The sequence below is a fragment of the Skermanella rosea genome (genome assembly GCF_016806835.2).
Classification (GTDB): Bacteria; Pseudomonadota; Alphaproteobacteria; order Azospirillales; family Azospirillaceae; genus Skermanella; species Skermanella rosea.
Map to the genome: position 1 here is coordinate 3,480,123 of NZ_CP086111.1, position 18,271 is coordinate 3,498,393.

16 protein-coding genes are annotated in these 18,271 nt (G+C 66.7%); 12 read left to right on the forward strand and 4 right to left on the reverse strand.

Annotated elements, in window-relative coordinates; genetic code table 11:
* Nucleotides 1-135 precede the first annotated feature (135 nt).
* From JL101_RS16175 to JL101_RS16200, 6 genes are all read left to right on the forward strand, one after another.
* A complete protein-coding gene (locus JL101_RS16175) occupies nucleotides 136-3,525 on the forward strand; it encodes a hybrid sensor histidine kinase/response regulator (protein WP_203097348.1) in 3,390 nt (1,129 codons plus the stop codon).
* Nucleotides 3,509-4,447, forward strand: a complete 939-nt coding sequence (locus JL101_RS16180; protein ID WP_203097349.1) for a response regulator transcription factor — start codon at nucleotides 3,509-3,511, stop codon at nucleotides 4,445-4,447. Before JL101_RS16175 ends, JL101_RS16180 begins: the two co-directional genes overlap by 17 nt.
* 125 nt (nucleotides 4,448-4,572) lie before the next feature.
* Nucleotides 4,573-5,022 (forward strand): phasin family protein, encoded by a 450-nt coding sequence (locus tag JL101_RS16185; RefSeq protein ID WP_203097350.1) that lies wholly within the window; start codon nucleotides 4,573-4,575, stop codon nucleotides 5,020-5,022.
* Between the two features lie 223 nt (nucleotides 5,023-5,245).
* Entirely contained in the window at nucleotides 5,246-5,584 is a 339-nt protein-coding gene (locus JL101_RS16190) for a hypothetical protein (RefSeq protein ID WP_203097351.1), read from the forward strand.
* Nucleotides 5,585-5,760: 176 nt separating this feature from the next.
* The gene (locus tag JL101_RS16195; RefSeq protein WP_203097352.1) at nucleotides 5,761-7,230 is read left to right on the forward strand and encodes a mechanosensitive ion channel family protein; all 1,470 of its coding nucleotides are present in this window, start codon (nucleotides 5,761-5,763) and stop codon (nucleotides 7,228-7,230) included.
* A 186-nt stretch (nucleotides 7,231-7,416) separates the two neighbouring features.
* Nucleotides 7,417-7,755: a hypothetical protein gene (locus tag JL101_RS16200; protein ID WP_203097353.1), complete on the forward strand. Its 339-nt coding sequence runs from the start codon at nucleotides 7,417-7,419 to the stop codon at nucleotides 7,753-7,755.
* 53 nt (nucleotides 7,756-7,808) lie between these two features.
* Here JL101_RS16200 and JL101_RS16205 read toward each other — a convergent pair whose 3' ends face one another.
* Nucleotides 7,809-8,537: a Crp/Fnr family transcriptional regulator gene (locus JL101_RS16205; protein WP_203097354.1), complete on the reverse strand. Its 729-nt coding sequence runs from the start codon at nucleotides 8,535-8,537 to the stop codon at nucleotides 7,809-7,811.
* Between the two features lie 224 nt (nucleotides 8,538-8,761).
* On the opposite strand from JL101_RS16205, the gene JL101_RS16210 reads away from it, so the two are divergent.
* On the forward strand, nucleotides 8,762-10,357 hold the full coding sequence (locus tag JL101_RS16210) for a DUF4384 domain-containing protein (protein ID WP_203097355.1): 1,596 nt from the start codon (nucleotides 8,762-8,764) through the stop codon (nucleotides 10,355-10,357).
* 12 nt (nucleotides 10,358-10,369) lie between these two features.
* On the opposite strand, the gene JL101_RS16215 is transcribed toward JL101_RS16210, so the two are convergent.
* Complete coding sequence (locus tag JL101_RS16215; RefSeq protein WP_203097356.1) at nucleotides 10,370-11,401, reverse strand: FAD-dependent oxidoreductase; 1,032 nt, start codon at nucleotides 11,399-11,401, stop codon at nucleotides 10,370-10,372.
* 498 nt (nucleotides 11,402-11,899) lie between these two features.
* Here JL101_RS16215 and JL101_RS16220 point away from each other — a divergent pair, with 498 nt between their 5' ends.
* The 4 genes from JL101_RS16220 to JL101_RS16235 are packed head-to-tail and all read left to right on the forward strand — an operon-like array spanning nucleotide 11,900 to nucleotide 15,230.
* Nucleotides 11,900-12,979, forward strand: coding sequence for an inositol-3-phosphate synthase (locus JL101_RS16220; protein WP_456115334.1), 1,080 nt, complete (start codon nucleotides 11,900-11,902; stop codon nucleotides 12,977-12,979).
* Between the two features lie 6 nt (nucleotides 12,980-12,985).
* Nucleotides 12,986-13,591, forward strand: a complete 606-nt coding sequence (locus JL101_RS16225) for a histidine phosphatase family protein (protein WP_203097358.1) — start codon at nucleotides 12,986-12,988, stop codon at nucleotides 13,589-13,591.
* Entirely contained in the window at nucleotides 13,588-14,346 is a 759-nt protein-coding gene (locus JL101_RS16230) for a TIGR04290 family methyltransferase (protein ID WP_203097359.1), read from the forward strand. Before JL101_RS16225 ends, JL101_RS16230 begins: the two co-directional genes overlap by 4 nt.
* Nucleotides 14,343-15,230: a glycoside hydrolase 5 family protein gene (locus JL101_RS16235; protein WP_203097360.1), complete on the forward strand. Its 888-nt coding sequence runs from the start codon at nucleotides 14,343-14,345 to the stop codon at nucleotides 15,228-15,230. Before JL101_RS16230 ends, JL101_RS16235 begins: the two co-directional genes overlap by 4 nt.
* Before the next feature lie 197 nt (nucleotides 15,231-15,427).
* Here JL101_RS16235 and JL101_RS16240 read toward each other — a convergent pair whose 3' ends face one another.
* Entirely contained in the window at nucleotides 15,428-17,047 is a 1,620-nt protein-coding gene (locus JL101_RS16240; RefSeq protein ID WP_228435497.1) for an MFS transporter, read from the reverse strand.
* A 239-nt stretch (nucleotides 17,048-17,286) separates the two neighbouring features.
* Here JL101_RS16240 and JL101_RS16245 point away from each other — a divergent pair, with 239 nt between their 5' ends.
* A complete protein-coding gene (locus JL101_RS16245; protein WP_203097362.1) occupies nucleotides 17,287-17,763 on the forward strand; it encodes a CYTH domain-containing protein in 477 nt (158 codons plus the stop codon).
* 19 nt (nucleotides 17,764-17,782) lie between these two features.
* On the opposite strand, the gene hisE is transcribed toward JL101_RS16245, so the two are convergent.
* On the reverse strand, nucleotides 17,783-18,148 hold the full coding sequence (hisE, locus tag JL101_RS16250; protein ID WP_203097363.1) for a phosphoribosyl-ATP diphosphatase: 366 nt from the start codon (nucleotides 18,146-18,148) through the stop codon (nucleotides 17,783-17,785).
* Between the last annotated feature and the right edge of the window lie 123 nt (nucleotides 18,149-18,271).

Genomic DNA, 18,271 nt, shown 5'->3' on the forward strand with positions numbered 1-18,271 from the left:
GCGCAAAGGTTCCGGTCGATGCCGCGATGCAGCAATACGGCAATTGACGTATATGCTAGTATTCAGGCGTCAGGCTAGCGTGGCCGATACCCATCGCTGCGGGGGCTTTTCAATCTGACGGCGGATCGAGGACGGATGGCGGCGCTTCAGAAGATCGTCAGGGTCCGGCGCACCTACAATCAGTGGGTGGCCAACCAGACCCTGGAGGATTTCGCGCTGCGCTTCACCGCCAAGGGCGCCCGCCGCTGGTCCGCTCTGCGGGTCGCCAACACCGCGCTCGGCGCCATATCCTTCCTGGCGCTGGAGGCGATCGGCGGCACGGTGACGCTGAACTACGGCTTCACCAACGCGATGGCGGCGATCCTGGCCGTGGGTCTGCTGATCTTCATCACGGCGGTGCCGATCAGTTATCATGCCGCCCGCTACGGGGTGGACATCGATCTGCTGACCCGGGGTGCCGGGTTCGGCTATATCGGCTCGACCGTCACGTCGCTGATCTACGCCTCCTTCACCTTCATCTTCTTCGCGATCGAAGCCGCGATCATGGCCCTGGCGCTGGAGATGGGGTTCGGCATTCCCCTGTCGGCCGGCTACCTGATCAGTTCGCTGGTGGTCATCCCGCTGGTGACCCACGGCATCACCTTCATCAGCCGGTTCCAGCTCTGGACCCAGCCGGTCTGGGTCGTGCTGCACGTGCTGCCCTTCGTCTTCATCGCGATTCACCAGTCCGACGGGCTGAGGGATTGGACCGGCTACTCCGGACTGGAAGGGGCGCCGGACGGATCGTTCGACCTGCTGCTGTTCGGGGCCGCGTCCGGCGTGATCTTCGCGCTGATCGCCCAGATCGGCGAGCAGGTCGATTTCCTGCGCTTCATGCCGGCGAGGCGCCGGGGCAACCGCGTCGCCTGGTGGACCTCCCTGCTGTCGGCCGGGCCGGGCTGGATCGTGCTGGGAATGGTGAAGCTGGCGGCGGGATCGTTCCTGGCGGTGTTGGCGGTTGGCCAGGGCATGTCCATCGAGCACGCGGCCGAGCCGACGCGGATGTATCTGGTCGCGTTCGGCCACATGTTCACCAGCGCCGACATGGCGCTGTTCGTGATGGTGATCTTCGTGGTCGTGTCGCAGATCAAGATCAACGTCACCAACGCCTACGCCGGCTCCATCGCCTGGTCGAACTTCTTCTCCCGCCTGACCCACAGCCATCCGGGCCGTGTGATCTGGCTGGTGTTCAACGTCGCGATAGCCTTCCTGCTGATGGCGGTTGGGATCTACAAGGCGCTGGAGCAGATCCTGGGCCTTTACTCCGTCGTCGCGGTGTCGTGGGTCGGCGCCATCGTCGCCGACCTGCTGATCAACAAGCCGCTCAAGCTGAGCCCACCGATCATCGAGTTCAAGCGGGCGCACCTGTACGACATCAACCCGGTCGGGGTCGGCTCGATGCTGCTGGGGGTCCTGGCCTCCGCCCTTGCCTTCACAGGACTGCTGGGGGCCACGGTGGAGGCGCTGGCTCCCTTCGTGGCGCTGGCGGTGCCGTTCGCCGCGGCCCCGCTGATCGCCTGGGCGACCGGCGGGCGCTATTACATCGCGCGCTCCTCGGCGGGCCGGTTGCCGGGAACCCCGACGATCCGCTGCGTGATCTGCGAGCACGCTTTCGAGCGGGAGGACATGGCGTTCTGCCCGGCCTATTCGGGAGCCATCTGCTCCCTGTGCTGCTCGCTGGACGCCCGCTGCCATGATGTCTGCAAGCCGCAGTCGCGGATGCCGGAGCAGGTGCTGGGCTGGCTGAGGCTGGCCCTGCCGGAGCGGATGGTGGACCGCGTGAACTCCCGCCTGGGCCATTATCTGAGCCTGCTGGCCCTATTCGGGCTGATCATCGGCCTGATCCTGACGGTGATCTATCATCAGGCCGTGCTGAACGACGACGCCCATCGCGAAACCATCGCCGGGATCTTCTGGAACCTGTTCTTCATCCTGATGATCATCACCGGGGTGGCGACTTGGCTGTTCGTCCTGGCCCAGGAAAGCCGCAAGGTCGCGCAGGAGGAAACTGCGCGCCAGACCAACCTGCTGATGCAGGAGATCGAAGCCCACGAGCGGACCGACGCCGAGCTTCAGAAAGCCAAAGAGGTCGCGGAAGCCGCCAACCTCGCCAAGAGCCGTTACGTCGTCGGCATGAGCCACGAGCTGCGCTCGCCGCTGAACGCCATCTTCGGCTATGCCCAGCTGCTGGAGGCCGACCAGACCATCCCGCCGCGCCGGCGCGACGCCATCAAGGTGATCCGGCGCAGTTCCGAGCACCTGTCGAGCCTGATCGAAGGGCTTCTCGACATCTCGAAGATCGAGGCCGGCCGGCTGCGGCTCAACCGGGACGAGGTCCATCTGGTCGAGTTCCTGAACCAGATCGTCGACATGTTCAGGCTGCAGGCGACGGCGAAGGGGATCGACTTCGTATTCGACCGGCCGGAGACGCTGCCGCTGGTGGTCTATACCGATGCCAAGCGCCTGCGCCAGATCCTGATCAACCTGCTGTCCAACGCCATCAAGTTCACGCCCGGCGGCTTCATCGCGCTCCGCATCCGCTATCGCAGCCAGGTCGCCGACATCAAGGTGGAGGACAGCGGGATCGGAATCCTGCCCGACGACCTGGGCCGCATCTTCGAGCCGTTCGAGCGCGGCCAGCAGGCCGGCGCGAGGATGACGCCCGGCACGGGGCTGGGGCTGACCATCACCAAGCTGCTGACGGAGATCATGGGCGGCGAGATCTCGGTCAGCAGCGCCGCCGGCAAGGGCAGCGTCTTCCGGGTAAAGCTGCTGCTGTCGGAAGTTCGGCGGCCGGGCCGGCAGGCGCCCGTCGCCCGAAACATAACCGGCTATGCCGGGCCGCGCCGGACGGTGCTGGTCGCGGACGACGATCCCGACCACCGGGAACTGGTGACGGATATCCTGGGACCGCTGGGCTTCATCGTCTTCACGGTCACGGACGGCGCGGCCTGCGTGACATCGGCCCGGGAGATCCAGCCCGACCTGGTGCTGATGGACATCTCCATGCCCGGGATCAACGGGCACGACGCCGCCCGGCTGCTGCGTCGGTCCGGCGAGGTGAATGCCCGGATCATCATGATTTCCGCCAATGCCGCGGAAGGACAGGCGGAGCCGGGAGCCGACGAGGACGGCGGCTCCGCCCATGACGGTTACCTGGAAAAGCCGATCACGATCCCGGCGCTGCTCGACGCGATCCGGGCCGTGCTGGGCCTGGACTGGGTCCACGGCGCCGCGGTCGAGCCGGCCGAACCTGCGCGGGCCGGCTTTCCGCCGGACACGGTGCCCGAGCGGGGGCACCTGGACGACCTGCGGCAGCTCGGCCGGATCGGCTATGTGCGCGGGATCAAGACCAAGCTCGACGAGATCGAGGTGAGGAGCCCCGAGTGCGGGCCGTTCGTCAGCCACATGAAGTCGCTGGTGAATGACCTGGCGCTCGACGATTACATGCGGACCCTGGAGGCGCTCGATGGTCATGCTGGATAGGCTGAAGGCGCGCGACATCGTGCTGGTCGTCGATGATTCCCCCGAGACGCTCGGCATGCTGACCGACGCGCTGGAAGAGGCCGAGGTGACGGTGCTGGTGGCGCTGGAGGGAGCCAAGGCGCTGGCGCTGGTCGACGAGATCACGCCCGACGTGATCCTGATGGATGCGATCATGCCGGGGATGAACGGCTTCGAGACCTGCAAGCGGCTGAAGGACAAGAAGAACGTGGCCCATGTGCCGGTCATCTTCATGACCGGCCTGACCGAAACCGAGCACATCGTCGCGGGCTTCGAGGCCGGCGGCGTCGATTACGTGACCAAGCCGATCGTGCCGGACGAGCTGATCGTGCGGATGCACGCCCACTTGGCGAACGCGCGTCTGGCCCAGAGCGCCCGCAGCGCGCTGGACGCCACCGGCAGGTTCCTGCTCGCCGCCAGCAAGGCCGGCGAGGTGCTGTGGTGCACCCCGCAGGCGAGCATCCTGCTGGCCCCGCTGCTGGACGCGGCCGCCGACGACGGCGGGCACCTGCCTTCCGCCGTCAGGGACTGGCTGGCGGAGCGCGATCGTTCCGGGGCCGACGGGCGGGCGGACGGCGTCGCCGTGACCTGCGGCGACGAGGGGCATCGGATCCAGTTCACCTATGTCGGCCGCGCCGGCCCCGACGAGTTCCTGCTGAGGTTGGTCAACAACCGGAGCTGCACCGAGGAGGCCCTTCTGAAGGAACGGCTCTGCCTGACCGCGCGGGAGTCGGAGGTGCTGCTGTGGATCGCCCGCGGCAAGTCCAACCGCGATATAAGCGAGATCCTGGGCATGAGCGCCCGCACGGTGAACAAGCACCTGGAACAGATCTATGCCAAGCTGGGCGTGGAGAACCGCGCCTCGGCCGCGGTGGTCGCGATCCGGACGGTGGGGCTGACCTGAGGAACTCCGCGCCGGCCCCCGACAACATTTCGTCTTTCCACGTGTTGAATCCATGTCGCCATGCCCGCGGCCGGTTCCGGCAGACGGGAGGGCGTTTCTACAACCATCCGCATCGGGAGGAACACATGGCGGACGACAAGGGCAACACCGGAGCTGCCGCGACCGGCAGGGGGACCCAGCAGGCCGAGAACGCGCTTCGCCAAGGGGCCGACCAGCTTCGCAACCAGATGGGCAACATGGCCGACGTGGCGGGAATGTCGGCGAAGGTTTCCCAGGAGATGATCCAGCGCTCCGGCCAGAATTTCGAGATGATGAAGCGGATCGCCGAGACCATGACCTCGGGCGCCCGCAGCGCGGCAGCCGAGTGCGCGGAGTATGCCAAGCATTCCGCCAAGCGGCAGTCGGAAATGATGCAGCAGCTCGCGTCGGCGCGCAGCCCGAACGACGTCTTGGACATCCAGAACCGTTATCTCCAGGACAATCTGAAGGAACTGCTGAGTTTCAGCGAGCGCTTGTCCCGCCTGTCGGCCGACAAGGCCAGGGAAGCCAGCGAAAGGTTGGACAACAAGGGCTGAAGCCATATCTCCAGGAGGCATCGTGACGCCGGAGCAGCCGCAAGGCCGCTCCGGCGTTTCATTGTGATAAACGGGCGGCGTGATCCTCCTCACACCGAAAAACCAACTCCTGTGGGCCGGTTTACAGGCTCCGGGGCGGGGAGCGGATAGGGTTTGTCCATCGAAGACGACAGCGGCAACCGCCGCGAACCCATCCACCCAGGCCCTTGAAGGAGACACCGTCATGATCCGCATCACCAACGCCCCCGCTCTGGCCGCCCTGGTCGCCCTGTCCATCGTCACCGGCTCCCTAACCGTTGGCCCGGCCCAGGCCCAGCAGCGTGGCGGCGTCGAGATCGGCGGCAACGCCACCGTCATCGGCCTGGCCAACAACGCGGTCAACGCCGCTACCGGCTTCCTGGCGAAGGCGGACCAGAACATCGGCGCCGTCAAGGGCGACGTGAACATCAAGGGCAACGCCACCGTCATCGGCCTCGCCAACAACGCGGTCAACGCGGCCACGGGCTTCCTGTCCAACGCCTGCCAGTCGGTCGGCGTGGTCAGTTCCGAGAGCGACTGCTGATCCCCCGGCCCGGTTCCGCCCTCCCTCCTCTCCGCTCCACTCCAGCCCCGCGGCCCGTGCCGCGGGGCATTTTTCGTTCGGCCGGCTTTCATACGCTTCTCGCCCGGGGCGCTTCGCGCCTAAACTCCCCTGCCCGCTCCCCTGGAACCCACCGGGGATCGATCCTGCGAGACGCGATGAAGACGTCCGGACACCGGCTGCGCCTGCCCACCCTGCCCCTGGTCGTCACCCTGTGCGGTTTCGCGCTGAGCTTCCTGTGGCCGATGGTCCGGTCGCGGCTCGGGCTGGGCATGGACGGCGCGTTCGACGATGCCGTGACGCTGCTGGCCGGGTCCGCCGGATGGTTCGGGCTGGCCTGGTTCGGAACCCGCGTGGTCGATGGATTGCTGCTGCGGCCGTTAGCGGCCGACCGGTCGCCGGCGGCGCCCCGGCTGATCGGCGACCTGGCGCGCGTCCTGTTCTTCGGACTGGCCGGGCTGGCGGTCGCCAGCTTCGTCCTTCATCTGCCGGTCACCGGGCTGGTCGCGACCTCCGGCGTGGTCATCGCGGTGCTGGGGTTCGCGTTGCGCAACATCCTGGCCGACATTTTCTCCGGCATCGCGATCAACGTCGAGCATCCCTACCGGATCGGCGACTGGATCCAGGTGGGAACATCCTCCGGCGGCCCCGGACCGACGGGCAAGGTGGTCGAGGTGAACTGGCGCTCGACCCGGCTGCTGACGGCGGACGGGACCACCGTCATCCTGCCCAACGGCCTGATCGCGGGCAGCCGCTTCGTCAATCTCAGCCTGCCGGATCCCTCCTACCGGGCGTCGCTGCGGGTCCACCTGGATCCGGCGGTGCCGGTCAAGCGGGCACGGCGGGTGCTGATGACCGCCCTGCTGTCGGTCGATCACCTGCTGGGCGACGGTCCGTCCGATGTGGTGGTGGAGAGCGTCGGGGACGCCGGGGTCTGTTACCTGCTGCGCTTCCGCGTGCCCGACCACGGCGCCGAGGTGGCCTGCCGCGACGCGGTCGCCGCCGCCATGCTGAAGGCGCTGCGCGATGCCGGATTGTCCGTCGCGGCCCCGCGCCGGAGCCTGGTCCCGCAGAGCCGCACCGGCCGCGACCTGGAAGGCATGGACGTCTGCCGCCGCATGCTGGGCGCGATCCCCCTGTTCCAGGCCTTCACGCCGGGCGAACTGGACGGGCTGGCGAGCCGGATGAAGCGCAGGCAGTTCACGGCCGGCGCCGTCGTGGTGAACCAGGGCGATCGGGGATCCTCTCTCTTTCTGGTGACCGAGGGCCTGCTGGAGGTGCGCGGGACCGTCGCCGGCAAGGAGGGCGTGCGGACTGTCGAGCTGGACCGCATGGGGCCGGGAGCCATCTTCGGCGAGATGGCGCTGCTGACCGGCGAACCGCGCAGCGCCACGGTGGCGGCCATGACCGACGCCGTCGTCTATGAGCTGGCCGGCGAGCATCTGCGCCCGCTGCTGCATGATCGCGCCGAACTGGCGGAGAGGCTCTCGGAGCTTATGGCGGAACGGGCGGAGCACAACGCGGAGAAGCGCGCGACTGCGCTTCGCCCGATGCCGGAACCACCGATCCCCCATCGGCGGGACCTGCTGGACCGCTTGCGGGATTTCTTCGGACTGCCGGCGCCGTGATCGGGCCCATCCGATTCCGGCTGAACGATGAGCCGGACGTGGCCCGCTTCACAGTGATTCCAGGCCGGGTGTAAGCCCGTTTACATCGGCGGCTCAAGGGTTTGGGTAGGTTTGTGTCATCGCGAAGGACGCGATCGGCGCTGAAGCCGAAACCCACCGCAAACCCGATGAAAAGGAGTCCAGTCCATGATCCGCATCACCACCGTCCCCGCTCTGGCCGCCGTCGTCGCCCTGTCCATCGCCGCCGGTTCCCTGGCAGCCAGCCCGGCCCTGGCCCAGCAGCGCGGCGGCGTCGAGATCGGCGGCAACGCCACCGTGATCGGCCTGGCCAACAACGCGGTCAACGCCGCCACCGGCTTCCTGGCGAAGGCGGACCAAAACATCGGCTCGGTCAAGGGCGACGTGAACGTCAAGGGCAACGCCACCGTCATCGGCCTCGCCAACAACGCGGTCAACGCTTCGACGGGGTTCCTGTCCAGCGCCTGCCAGACGGTCGGCGGCATCAACTCCGAAAGCGACTGCTGACCGGCGGTGACACGCCACGGCCCCGCGGCGCAAGGATCGCCGCGGGGCGGGGATCAGGCTTCCGCCTCGTCCTCGTCGTAGAAGTCGGCCAACTCGCGCAGGCCATCGAGGTCGCGGATCGTGATCGATCCCGCCGAGACCGTGATCAACCCGTCGCGCTGCCATTCGTTCAGGTGCTTGTTGGTGCTTTCCCGGGTGATGCCGACCAGGGTGCCCAACTGCTGCTGGGAGAGCTTGACGTCGATCCGGGTTCCTCCTCCGCGCTCCTCCACCCCGAAGGCGGTCGCCAATCGGACGAGGCAACGGGCGAGCCGGATCGGCACTTCCAGGAACAGGGTGTCCTCCAGCTGGGTGCTGGTCCGGCGAAGCCGGTCGCACAGGACGTTGAACATACGCAGGCAGACGGTGGGATGGCTCTCCAGCCAGGGCAGGAAATGCCGACGCTCCAGCACCAGCAGGCTGGTGTCCTCGATCGCGACCGCCTCGGCGGTCCGCAGCTTGCCGTCCAGCAGGGCGATCTCGCCGAAGTACTCGCCCTTGCGGACGATGTTCAGCGTGACCTCCTTGCCTTCGGCCGAGTAGCTGCAGATCCGCACCCGGCCCGACAGCACGGCCATCATGCTGGAGCCGGGGTCGCCCTGACGGAAGATGATGGTCCGCGGCCGGTGCTGCGCCACGGTGGCATAGGCGGCCAGTTGCGACAGCTCGCCGGGATCGACATGCTTCAGCAAGGAATGCTCCGCCAGGACGGCAAGCTTTTCCTCCAGTCCCATCATGGCCATCGGCGATGCCTCTCAGGCTAAGCCCTGTCATGGACCAGGGTACACCAAGGATTGTTCTCTTCCATGATTTGAGAAGCATTATGGTCACGCCGGTCCGGGACTGTCCACTTCTCCCTGGATGGTGGAAAGCTAAACGAAATAGCGATTGCCCTCTCCAGTCTTTCAGATAGAGACTAATACCCCTCAAGTTTTCAGGCAGCACCGATCAGGAAAGGAGTCCCACCATGTCCAAGATCCGCCTTCGCCGTCATGGACCGGCCCGCCGTGGCTGGGCCAGGCGCGCCGGGTGGCTGGCGGGCGGGTGCCTGATGCTCGCGGGATGCATGTCGGACCCGGCGATAGCCCCCGTCGTGGTGGAGCCGAAGACGCCGACCACGAAGACGATCAGCAGCTTCACCAGCAGCCTGCAATGCATGGACACCCTGCTGTGGCAGCACGGCAAGAGCGACATCTACATCATGACCTCGGGCATCCCCGACGCCACCGGCAAGGTCGCGGCGGGGACCAAGGAGATGCTGATCACCGCGATCTCCCGCATGTCGGCGCGCAGCAACGCGTTCCGCTTCGTGGACTTCGAACCCAACCCGAACAGCGACGTCACGGCCCTGTCCGCCCTGATCGGAGTCCAGCCCGACTTCGTGGTGCCCAGCTATTACATCCGGGGCGCCATCACCCAGTTGGACGAGAACGTGCTGAGCGAGTTGCAGGGCGGTTCCGTGTCCCTGCCCTTCCTGGACCTGGGAGCATCGCGCGACCGGATCGTCTCGGTCGTGTCGGTCGACCTCAATGTCGGCGAGGTGGTGACCCGCCAGATCCTGCCGGGCATGTCGGCCAGCAACTCGATCGCGGTGGTGCGGTCGGGCATCAGCGGCGATGCCGGGGGCCGGATCGACAAGGCCGGCTTCGCCTTCAACGTGGCCTTCAACAAGTCCGAAGGATTCCACCAGGCGGTCAGGACGCTGGTCGACCTGAGCGTGGTCGAGACGCTGGGCAAGCTGACCCGGGTTCCCTATTGGCAGTGCCTGGGGCTGGACCAGACCAACCCGACCTTCCGGGCGCAGGCCCGCGAATGGTTCGATACCACCCCGCCCGACGAGCAGGTCCGCTTCGCCCAGCAGATCCTGTCCAGCGGCGGCTATTACGAAGGGCCGATCACCGGCATCTATGACATCGACACCAAGGAGGCGGCGGCGCGCTACCAGACCGACAACGACCTGATCGCCACGGGCAGGATCGATTTCGACCTGTATTACTCGATGCTGGGCAAGCCCGGCGTGACCGCCCGCGCGCCCGGACGCACCGGCGCCATCGCCAATGCCGGAGGCCCCGGCATTCCGCTGATCCCGACCGATGCGAACGGCGAGCGCCGCCTGGACCTGTTCCTCAACACCGACCGCGGCCCGGTGCCCCAGTTCAAGCAGGGCGAGGCCCTGGTGGTGAAGGTGCAGGCGACCGCGGACGCGTTCCTCTATTGCTATTATCAGGACAGCGACGGAACCGTGGCGCGGGTCTTCCCGAACCGGTTCCAGCCCGACCCCTTCGTGACGGCGAACCAGCAGATCGAGATCCCGCCCGGCTACGAGAAGCCTTTCAATATCCGGCTGGACAGCGTCGGCGACAGCGAGGCTGTCGCGTGCTTCGCCTCGGCCCGCGAGGTCGGCCTGTCCCTGCCCGATGCGATGAAGATCGAGGACCTGAGGCCGATCCCCCAGGCGACCCTGCAAAGCGTCGGCCAAGCCTTCGACGGGATTCCCGCCGGGAACGTCCGGACCAAGCGCCTGAACCTGCGGGTCGTCCCGGCCAACGCCGTCGATTTCTGAGCTGCGTCCGCCTTACGCCACCGCGAGGCTGGACGGCGAAGCCGGTTGCATCCCCGACCAGTGGGCGCGGCCGGACAGCGTATCCAGGACGGCATCGGCAAGCGCCAGGGCCGCCCGGGTTTCCGACCGGGCATCGACGCCGAAAAGGTTGATCAGCCCCGGGATGCCGTGCTCCGCCGGTCCCTGGATCCGGAAATCGGAAGACTGGGGTTCATCCGTACCCGGCTCGTCGCCGCGGCCCGCCACGTCCCTCGGCTCCGACAGGACGTCCATCCAGCTTTCGCCCTGGAAGCCGGAGAAGAAGAGCGCCGCCGACTTGGGACCGCGGCAGCCCGGCACCACGAGCCGGTCGAATGGCGCCGTCCCCTCCAGCTTGTACCGTTTCGATCCCGGTCCGGACAGCTCGGGCGGTACATGGTTCCGCATGCCGTCGACCCGCGCGGCGATCTGGACCGCCTCGTAATCCTCCGTCGCGTTGACCAGGCTGTCGCAGCGAACCGTCTCCAGCTCGCCCGGCATCCCGCCGAGATCCACCTCGAATCCGCGCCGCATGGGGTAGGCCGCGACCAGCCTGCAATCCTCGGTGACGAAGGCGCCGGCGTTCTCCGCCTCGATCCGCAGGGCTAGGCGAAGAGAGTCGCCATCGACGATGCCGGCGTCGGGAGCGAACAGTCCGCCGACGCATCGCAGCCCCCGCTCGTGGGCGGCAACGTCGGCCACCGACAGCAGCTCGACCGAGGGATCACGCTGTTTCAGCCCTTCGAGCAGGGCCATCTCGGCATCGTCGCGGGCGATCATGAGCTGTCCCGTTCGCCTGAACGGGATCTCCTGGCGGGCACAGTAGGATTCCAGCGCCCTCGCGCCCAGGACGGAAAAGCCGGCGCGAAGGGTCCGGGGCCGGTCCACCACAGAGGCCTCGACCGGCTCCGGCCAACCGCTGGCGGACAGGGCGTGTCCCCCGTCATCCTGCTGGCGATCGCGCCGGGCGATCAGCATCACCTCCCGCCCGTCCAGAGCAAGACGCCGTGCGACGGCGGCACCCAAGGTTCCGCTCCCGATCACGACACATTCTATCCTGTCAGCCGACATAAAAAATCCCTCGCCTTGAGTAACCCTGGTCTATGACGAAAGACGCTGCCAGCGCGGATGCTGCGCAGAAATCGTCGGCAAGTCCTCTTCGCTTCTCGAAATCTACGTCTCTGACGCCCAGGATGAATGTGACGGCTCCGGATAATAAATTTAAGTCGCCTTTTGTTCATAGAACGATATGGCATCAAAGTATTTGGTGCGGGCATTCTGTACCTTCGTTCGGCTGATACCGGCTTCGCGGTTCGGTCGACCGTCGGATGCCGGCACGGGATGGCCGGAACAAGATGGCCGGAACAAGATGGAACGTGGCGTGTTTCGCTCCTCGCCGTCGGAACCGGGTTTTGCGGTGCCGGAGGCATCCAAAGCCGTGGCGGAAGCCATTTAGGAACCAGGGACGGTACAGGCGGTTGCTCCCATTCCGCCTGGTGCGGATCATCAGAACGGAGCATGCTCGTGAACGGAAAAAAGGTTCGCCTCGCGATCGTCGGCGTCGGCAATTGTGCGTCATCGCTTGTGCAGGGCCTGGAATACTACAGGAACGCCGCCGATGACGATCAGGTACCCGGCCTGATGCATGTCACGCTGGGCGGCTACCATATCCGTGACATCGAGGTGGTCGCCGCCTTCGACGTGTCCGACGCCAAGGTCGGGCGGGACCTGGCCGAAGCGATCCATGCCCAGCCGAACAATACCGTCCGCTTCGCCGAGGTGCCCAGATCCGGCGTGACGGTCGAGCGCGGGCCGACCCTGGACGGTCTCGGCAAGTACCTGGGCCAGGTCGTAACGGAGTCGGATCGCCCCGTCGCCGACGTCGCGGAGGTGCTGCGCCGGAGCGGCGCCGAGATCCTGGTATCCTACCTGCCGGTCGGTTCGGAACGGGCTACGGAGTTCTACGCCGAGCAGGCGTTGGAGGCCGGTTGCGCGCTGGTCAACTGCATCCCGTCCTTCATCGCGTCGCGCGACTCCTGGCGCCGTCGGTTCGAAGAGAAGCGGCTGCCGATCATCGGCGACGATATCAAGTCCCAGGTCGGCGCCACCATCGTGCATCGCGTGCTGACCAACCTGTTCCGCGAGCGCGGCGTCCGCCTGGACCGCACCTATCAGCTCAATTTCGGCGGCAATGCCGATTTCGAGAACATGCTGGAGCGCGAGAGGCTGGAATCCAAGAAGATCTCCAAGACCAACGCGGTGACGAGCCAGCTCGACGTGCCCCTGTCCAACGAGAACGCCCATGTCGGCCCGAGCGACTATGTGCCGTGGCTGGCCGATCGCAAATGGTGCTACATCCGGATGGAGGGCACGACCTTCGGCAACGTCCCGCTGAACTGCGAACTGAAGCTGGAAGTCTGGGACTCGCCCAATTCGGCCGGCGTGGTGATCGACGCCGTGCGCTGCGCCAAGCTGGCGCTGGACCGCGGCATCGGGGGCGCTCTGATCGGGCCGAGCAGCTACTTCATGAAGACGCCGCCGCAGCAGTTCACCGACGCCGAGGCCCGCGCCCGCACCCTGCGCTTCATCGACGGCGAAGCCTGACGGAACGTGACACCGGGCATCCTGACCATCCATCTCGTGCGGCACGGCGAACATGACCTCTCCCCGGGTCTGCTCGCCGGCCGCACGCCGGGCGTGACCCTGTCGGAACGCGGGGTCGACCAGGCCCGGCGCACGGCGGAGCGGCTGGCCCGGACCGGCGGCATCGCCGCCGTCCATGCCAGCCCGCTGGAGCGCACCGCCCGGACGGCCGGCATCGTCGCCGACCGGCTCGGCCTTCCGGTCGAAATCACCGACGCCCTGGCCGAGATAGATTTCGGCGGTTGGACCGGCCGCCCCTTCACCGACCTGGACGAGCGGGAAGACTGGCGCCGCTGGAACCATTTCCGAAGCGGAACGCGCCCGCCTGGCGGCGAGACCATGGCGGAAGTCCAGGGGCGGGCCCTGGGCTTCATCGACGAGCTGATCCGCGGCGGTCCGCAGGGTTCCGCCGTGCTGGTCAGCCATTGCGACGTGATCCGGGCCGTCCTGGCCCATTATCTCGGCATGCCGCAGGACCTGCTCCTACGGCTGGAGGTGGCACCTGCCTCCGTCAGCACCGTCGAGATCGGCCCCTGGGGGCCCCGCATCCTGCGGATCAACGAGGAACCATGATGAGCGAGCAGGACGAAATCCGGCGCCGGATCGATGATCTGGGGCAGTGGTTTCACAATATCGAACTGAAAGGCGTGCGAACCGCGCCGAACCATTTCCTGGGCGATTATCCCAACGTCAAATGGCAGCGCTTCGCCCACGCGGTGCCGGAAGACCTGCGCGGCATGACCGTGCTGGATATCGGCTGCAACGGCGGCTTCTACTCGATCGAGATGAAGCGCCGCGGCGCGGACCGGGTGGTCGCCATCGACTCCGAGCCGATGTATCTGGGGCAAGCCCGTTATGCTGCCGAAATGAGCGGTGCCGAGATCGAGTTCCGCGAGATGTCGGTCTATGACCTGGGCCGGCTCGGCGAACGATTCGACCTCGTTATATTCATGGGCGTGCTCTATCACCTGCGGCATCCGCTGCTGGCGCTGGACCTGATCCACGAGCATGCGGCGCGCGACCTGCTGCTGTTCCAGTCCATGATGCGCGGCAGCCAGGAGGTCGAGCCCCTGGAGGAGAACTACTCCATCACGGAGACCGGCATCTTCGACAAGCCGGGCTACCCGAAGATGCATTTCGTCGAGCGTCGCTATTCCAACGACGACAGCAACTGGTGGATCCCGAACCGGGCCTGCGTCGAGGCCATGCTGCGCGACAGCGGTTTCGAGATCGAGCAGCGGGCGGAAGAGGAAGTCTATCTCTGCCGCCGAACCGAGCGCCGGGCGCCCGGCTTGGCCGCCGTTTATCCAGCGAGGGGACAGGCATGATCGAAGCGGCGATGATCTGGAACGAGCCCAACAACAAATCCCACTGGGACCCGGAGCTCGACCCGGACTGGGTCGCCTTCGGCCGGATGACCTCGCTGGCGGGCCAGGCGATCAGGGCCGAGGCTCCGAACCTGCTGCGCGTGCTGGGCGGCATCTCGCCGATCGACCCGGTGTTCATCTCCAAGCTCCGGTCGCGCGGCGTGCTCGACCATGTGGACGTGGTGGCGGTCCATGGGTTCCCGCTGGATTGGAACCTGTGGCCCATCCACGAGTGGCCCGAGCGGCTGAAGGAGATCCAGGCGGTCACCGACCTGCCGGTCTGGGTCAGCGAGGTCGGGGTTTCCACCTTCGGCGCGGAGGAGGTCCAGGAGTTCGGGCTTCAGCGCACCGCCGACCTGCTGATCGGCCGGGTGCCGCGCATCCACTGGTACAGCCTGTACGACCTGCCGCGCTCGTGGGAAGCGACGACCCGGCATCGGGAGGCGGAGGGGTCGTCCTATTACCGGCACTTCTACATGGGCCTGCTGCGCGAGGACGGCTCGCCGAAGCTGGCGATGAGCCACTTCAACCGATACACGCCCGACATGGGCATCTGCCAGTGGTTCCATTACGAGGACCATCGGCTGGACGATGCCGTGCGCTGGTTGCGCGACCTGGGCGTGCGGCACCTGCGCACGGGCCTGAGCTGGGCCGACAGCTTCCGGCCGAACGCCCTGGACTGGTTCGACCGCCAGATGAAGGCGCTGGAGGAGTTCGACGTGACGGTGACCTTCTGCTTTACGCCGGAACATCGCGGGCTGGCCCCCCACCACACCAGCCCGCCCCAGGTGCCGGAGGAGTTCGCGGAGTTCTGCGCCACGATGGTGCGGCGCTACGCGGCCTGACCTGGCCCGGCCGTATCGGCCTAAGCGAAGCGGCGATCGGCGAGCCGGCATGGAGCGCCCGGTCGCCGCTTCGGAATGCCTCGACAGCTGAGGTCGAACTGCGTGCTGCAGGTTTGGCCACGGATGGACGCAGATGGGCTCGGATATCTGATCGCAAGATGGAGGCGTAAGGCGAAGCGGTTCTATACCTCGCAGCCTCAATGCTCGGCATCGGCGCCGGGCGGCCAGCCCATGCGGGGGGTGCCGCGGGCCAGCAGGTGAGAGACCCGGGGGTCGGCGGAGCCCCGGTGGAAGGCGCGGACGCGGTCCAGCGTGTCCCGATCGGCCATGGTGGTGCGGCGCTGGTGGCGCAGGTCGTCCAGCCAGGAGCGGAGCAGGAATGCTTCGATCCAGCGCGTAGGGTTGGCGGCGTCCTGATAGAGGGTCCAGCGCACGGCCCCGTCGCGGCGCCGCAGCCGGCGCAGGCTTCGCATCGCGGCGGCGAAATCCCTGGCGTCGGCGGGATCGACCTCATACTCGACCGTCACCGCGACGGAGCCCGGCCCGGCGTCCAGGCCGGGCGCAAGGGTCGGGCGCGGCAGCGCCGTGATCGGCGACATGTCGGGCGCGATGTTGGCCGGCAGGCGGAAGCGGAGCCCCAGGATCAGGCTGAGCGCCAGGGCCAGGCCGGCGGCGGTGAGCGCCTGTCCCGTGCCGATCGCCTCGGCGGCGTGGCCCCAGCCCCAGCTTCCCAGCGCCAAGCCGCCGAACAGCGACATCTGATAGATCGACAGCACCCGCGCCTTGACCCAGTTGGCGGCGGAGAGTTGCACCATGACGTTGAAGCTGGAGAGCGTCATCATCCAGGCCGCCCCGCCCAGCACCAGCGCCGGGATCACCGCGTAGAGGCTGGGGAACAGGCCCAGCACGAGCATGGTGACGGCAAACGAGGCCGAGCCGATCGCGACCAGCATCTGGCCGCTGGTGCGCCGGCGGAGAACGCCGATGTTCAGGGCCCCGATGATGGCGCCCACGCCCAGGCTGCCCAGCAGGACTCCGTAGGTGAAGGGACCGCCGCCCAGGTCCTCGCGCGCGACCAGGGGCAGCAGCGCCCAGGCCGCACCGGCCGCTGCCGTGAAGACGAAGCAGCGCAGCATCACCGTCAACACGGTGGGCGAGCCCCCTACATAGCGCAGTCCGCTGGCCATCGCGGGCAGCAGGCTCTCGCGCGGCAGCTCGTCCGCCGGCCGCTTCGGCCGCCACGCCAGCAGCACGCCGATGATGAAGATGTTGGAGACCGCGTTGAGGATGAATGACGCCTGGACGCCCAGCGTCGCCACCACCAGCCCGCCGATCGCCGGCCCGACCGACCGGGCGATGTTGAAGCCGATGCTGTTCAGCGCCACGGCGGCCGGCAGCTCCGACCGGGGCACGAGGTCGCCGACCGAGGCTTGGTAGGCCGGCTGGCGGAGCGCCGACCCGGTGTCCATCACGAACACCAGCGCCAGCAGCAGCCACGGCGTCACGGCCCCCGTCCCCTCCAGCACGGCGATCAGGGTGGCTCCCGACAGCACGATGATCTGGCCGGTCATGAACACCAGCCGCCGGTCCCACAGGTCGGCCAGCGCGCCGCCGAACAGGGAGAACATCAGTACCGGCAGCGCCGTCGCGGACTGGACCAGTGCCACCATGGCGGCACTGTCGGCGATAGAGGTCATCAGCCAGGCGGCGCCGACCGACTGGATCCACACGCCGAAATTGGACATCAGGGTGGCGAGCCAGATCGCCCTGAACATCGGGTAGCGGAACGGTGCCAGCGCCGAGGGCAGCTTCGGCATGCTCACGGCAGCGGCGGTCGTCTTGATGTCTTCTTCTCGTGCCGGCATGAATCAGCGGATTTGGGGTGTGGCGGAAGGTGGAAACGGCATCCGGTTCAACACGTCAGCACGCCAACCGGCCCATGGGAGAGCGAGGGCGGGGCGAAACAAAAGGTATATGACCGTCGGCGGTATTCCGCTTTACGTACCGGTCATACCGGTCTACTCTCCCCCCGTCTCAACGCACTCGGTTGGCAATCATGTCATTCGAAATCGAAAGAAGATTCCTGGTCTGTCAGGATATCGGCGGGCTCTGCCGAGATGGCGACAGAATAATCCAGGGCTATTTTTCTTTCGACCGACAGTCCCGAATCAGAGTCCGTATCCGAAACGATCATGCATACCTGACCATCAAGGGCCCGAGGCGCGGCGCGGTCCGGTCGGAGTTCGAAAGCGACATCCCTTTGCCTATCGCAGCGTCCATGCTGTCACGGCTGCCGCGGGAAACACTGGTTGAAAAGGTCCGCTACACGGTCCCTTACGCCGGCCTGATATGGGAGATCGATGTATTCGGGGGGCTGAATGCCGGCCTCGTCGTGGCGGAAGTCGAGCTTTCCCATCCGGAGCAGGAAGTCGTCCTGCCCCACTGGGTTGGCCGGGAAGTCACCTACGACGCCCGCTATGGAAATTCCAGCCTCTCCGTCGAGCCCATTTCCAGTTGGACGCAAGCCGCCTGAGCTTCCTGCGCAGGTACTTTCAAACGGCCTTGCGCACCAGGACCGGTTCATCGGCGGCGGGCGGCTTGTCCGAACTCTTCGGCAGTTTCTCGGCGATGCCGAGGGCGTTTTCGCGCCGCCGCATCTCCTCCCAGATGTCGTCAGGCGTGATCCCCATATCGGCCCACAGGACGGTCAGGTTGTAGATCAGGTCGGCACTCTCGGCCACCACGCCGTCATGGTTGTCCTGGACGGCCTCGATCACGATCTCGACCGCTTCCTCCCCCACCTTCTGGGCCATCTTGGCCCGACCAGCCTGATGGAGCTTCGCCGTGCGCGACTTCTTGGGGTCGAGTTCCCGGTGCTCAAGCACGGAGTTGTATAGACGTCTGAACGAGTCATGCATGATATCGGTACCAATGGGCAGCCAGACTGGACTGCGACCCACTATGCCTGAGTCGCTCCCATCCTGGAACGTTAATGACAGACCTTACAGGTGGTAAGCTGACGCAGCCACGTCACCCATTCT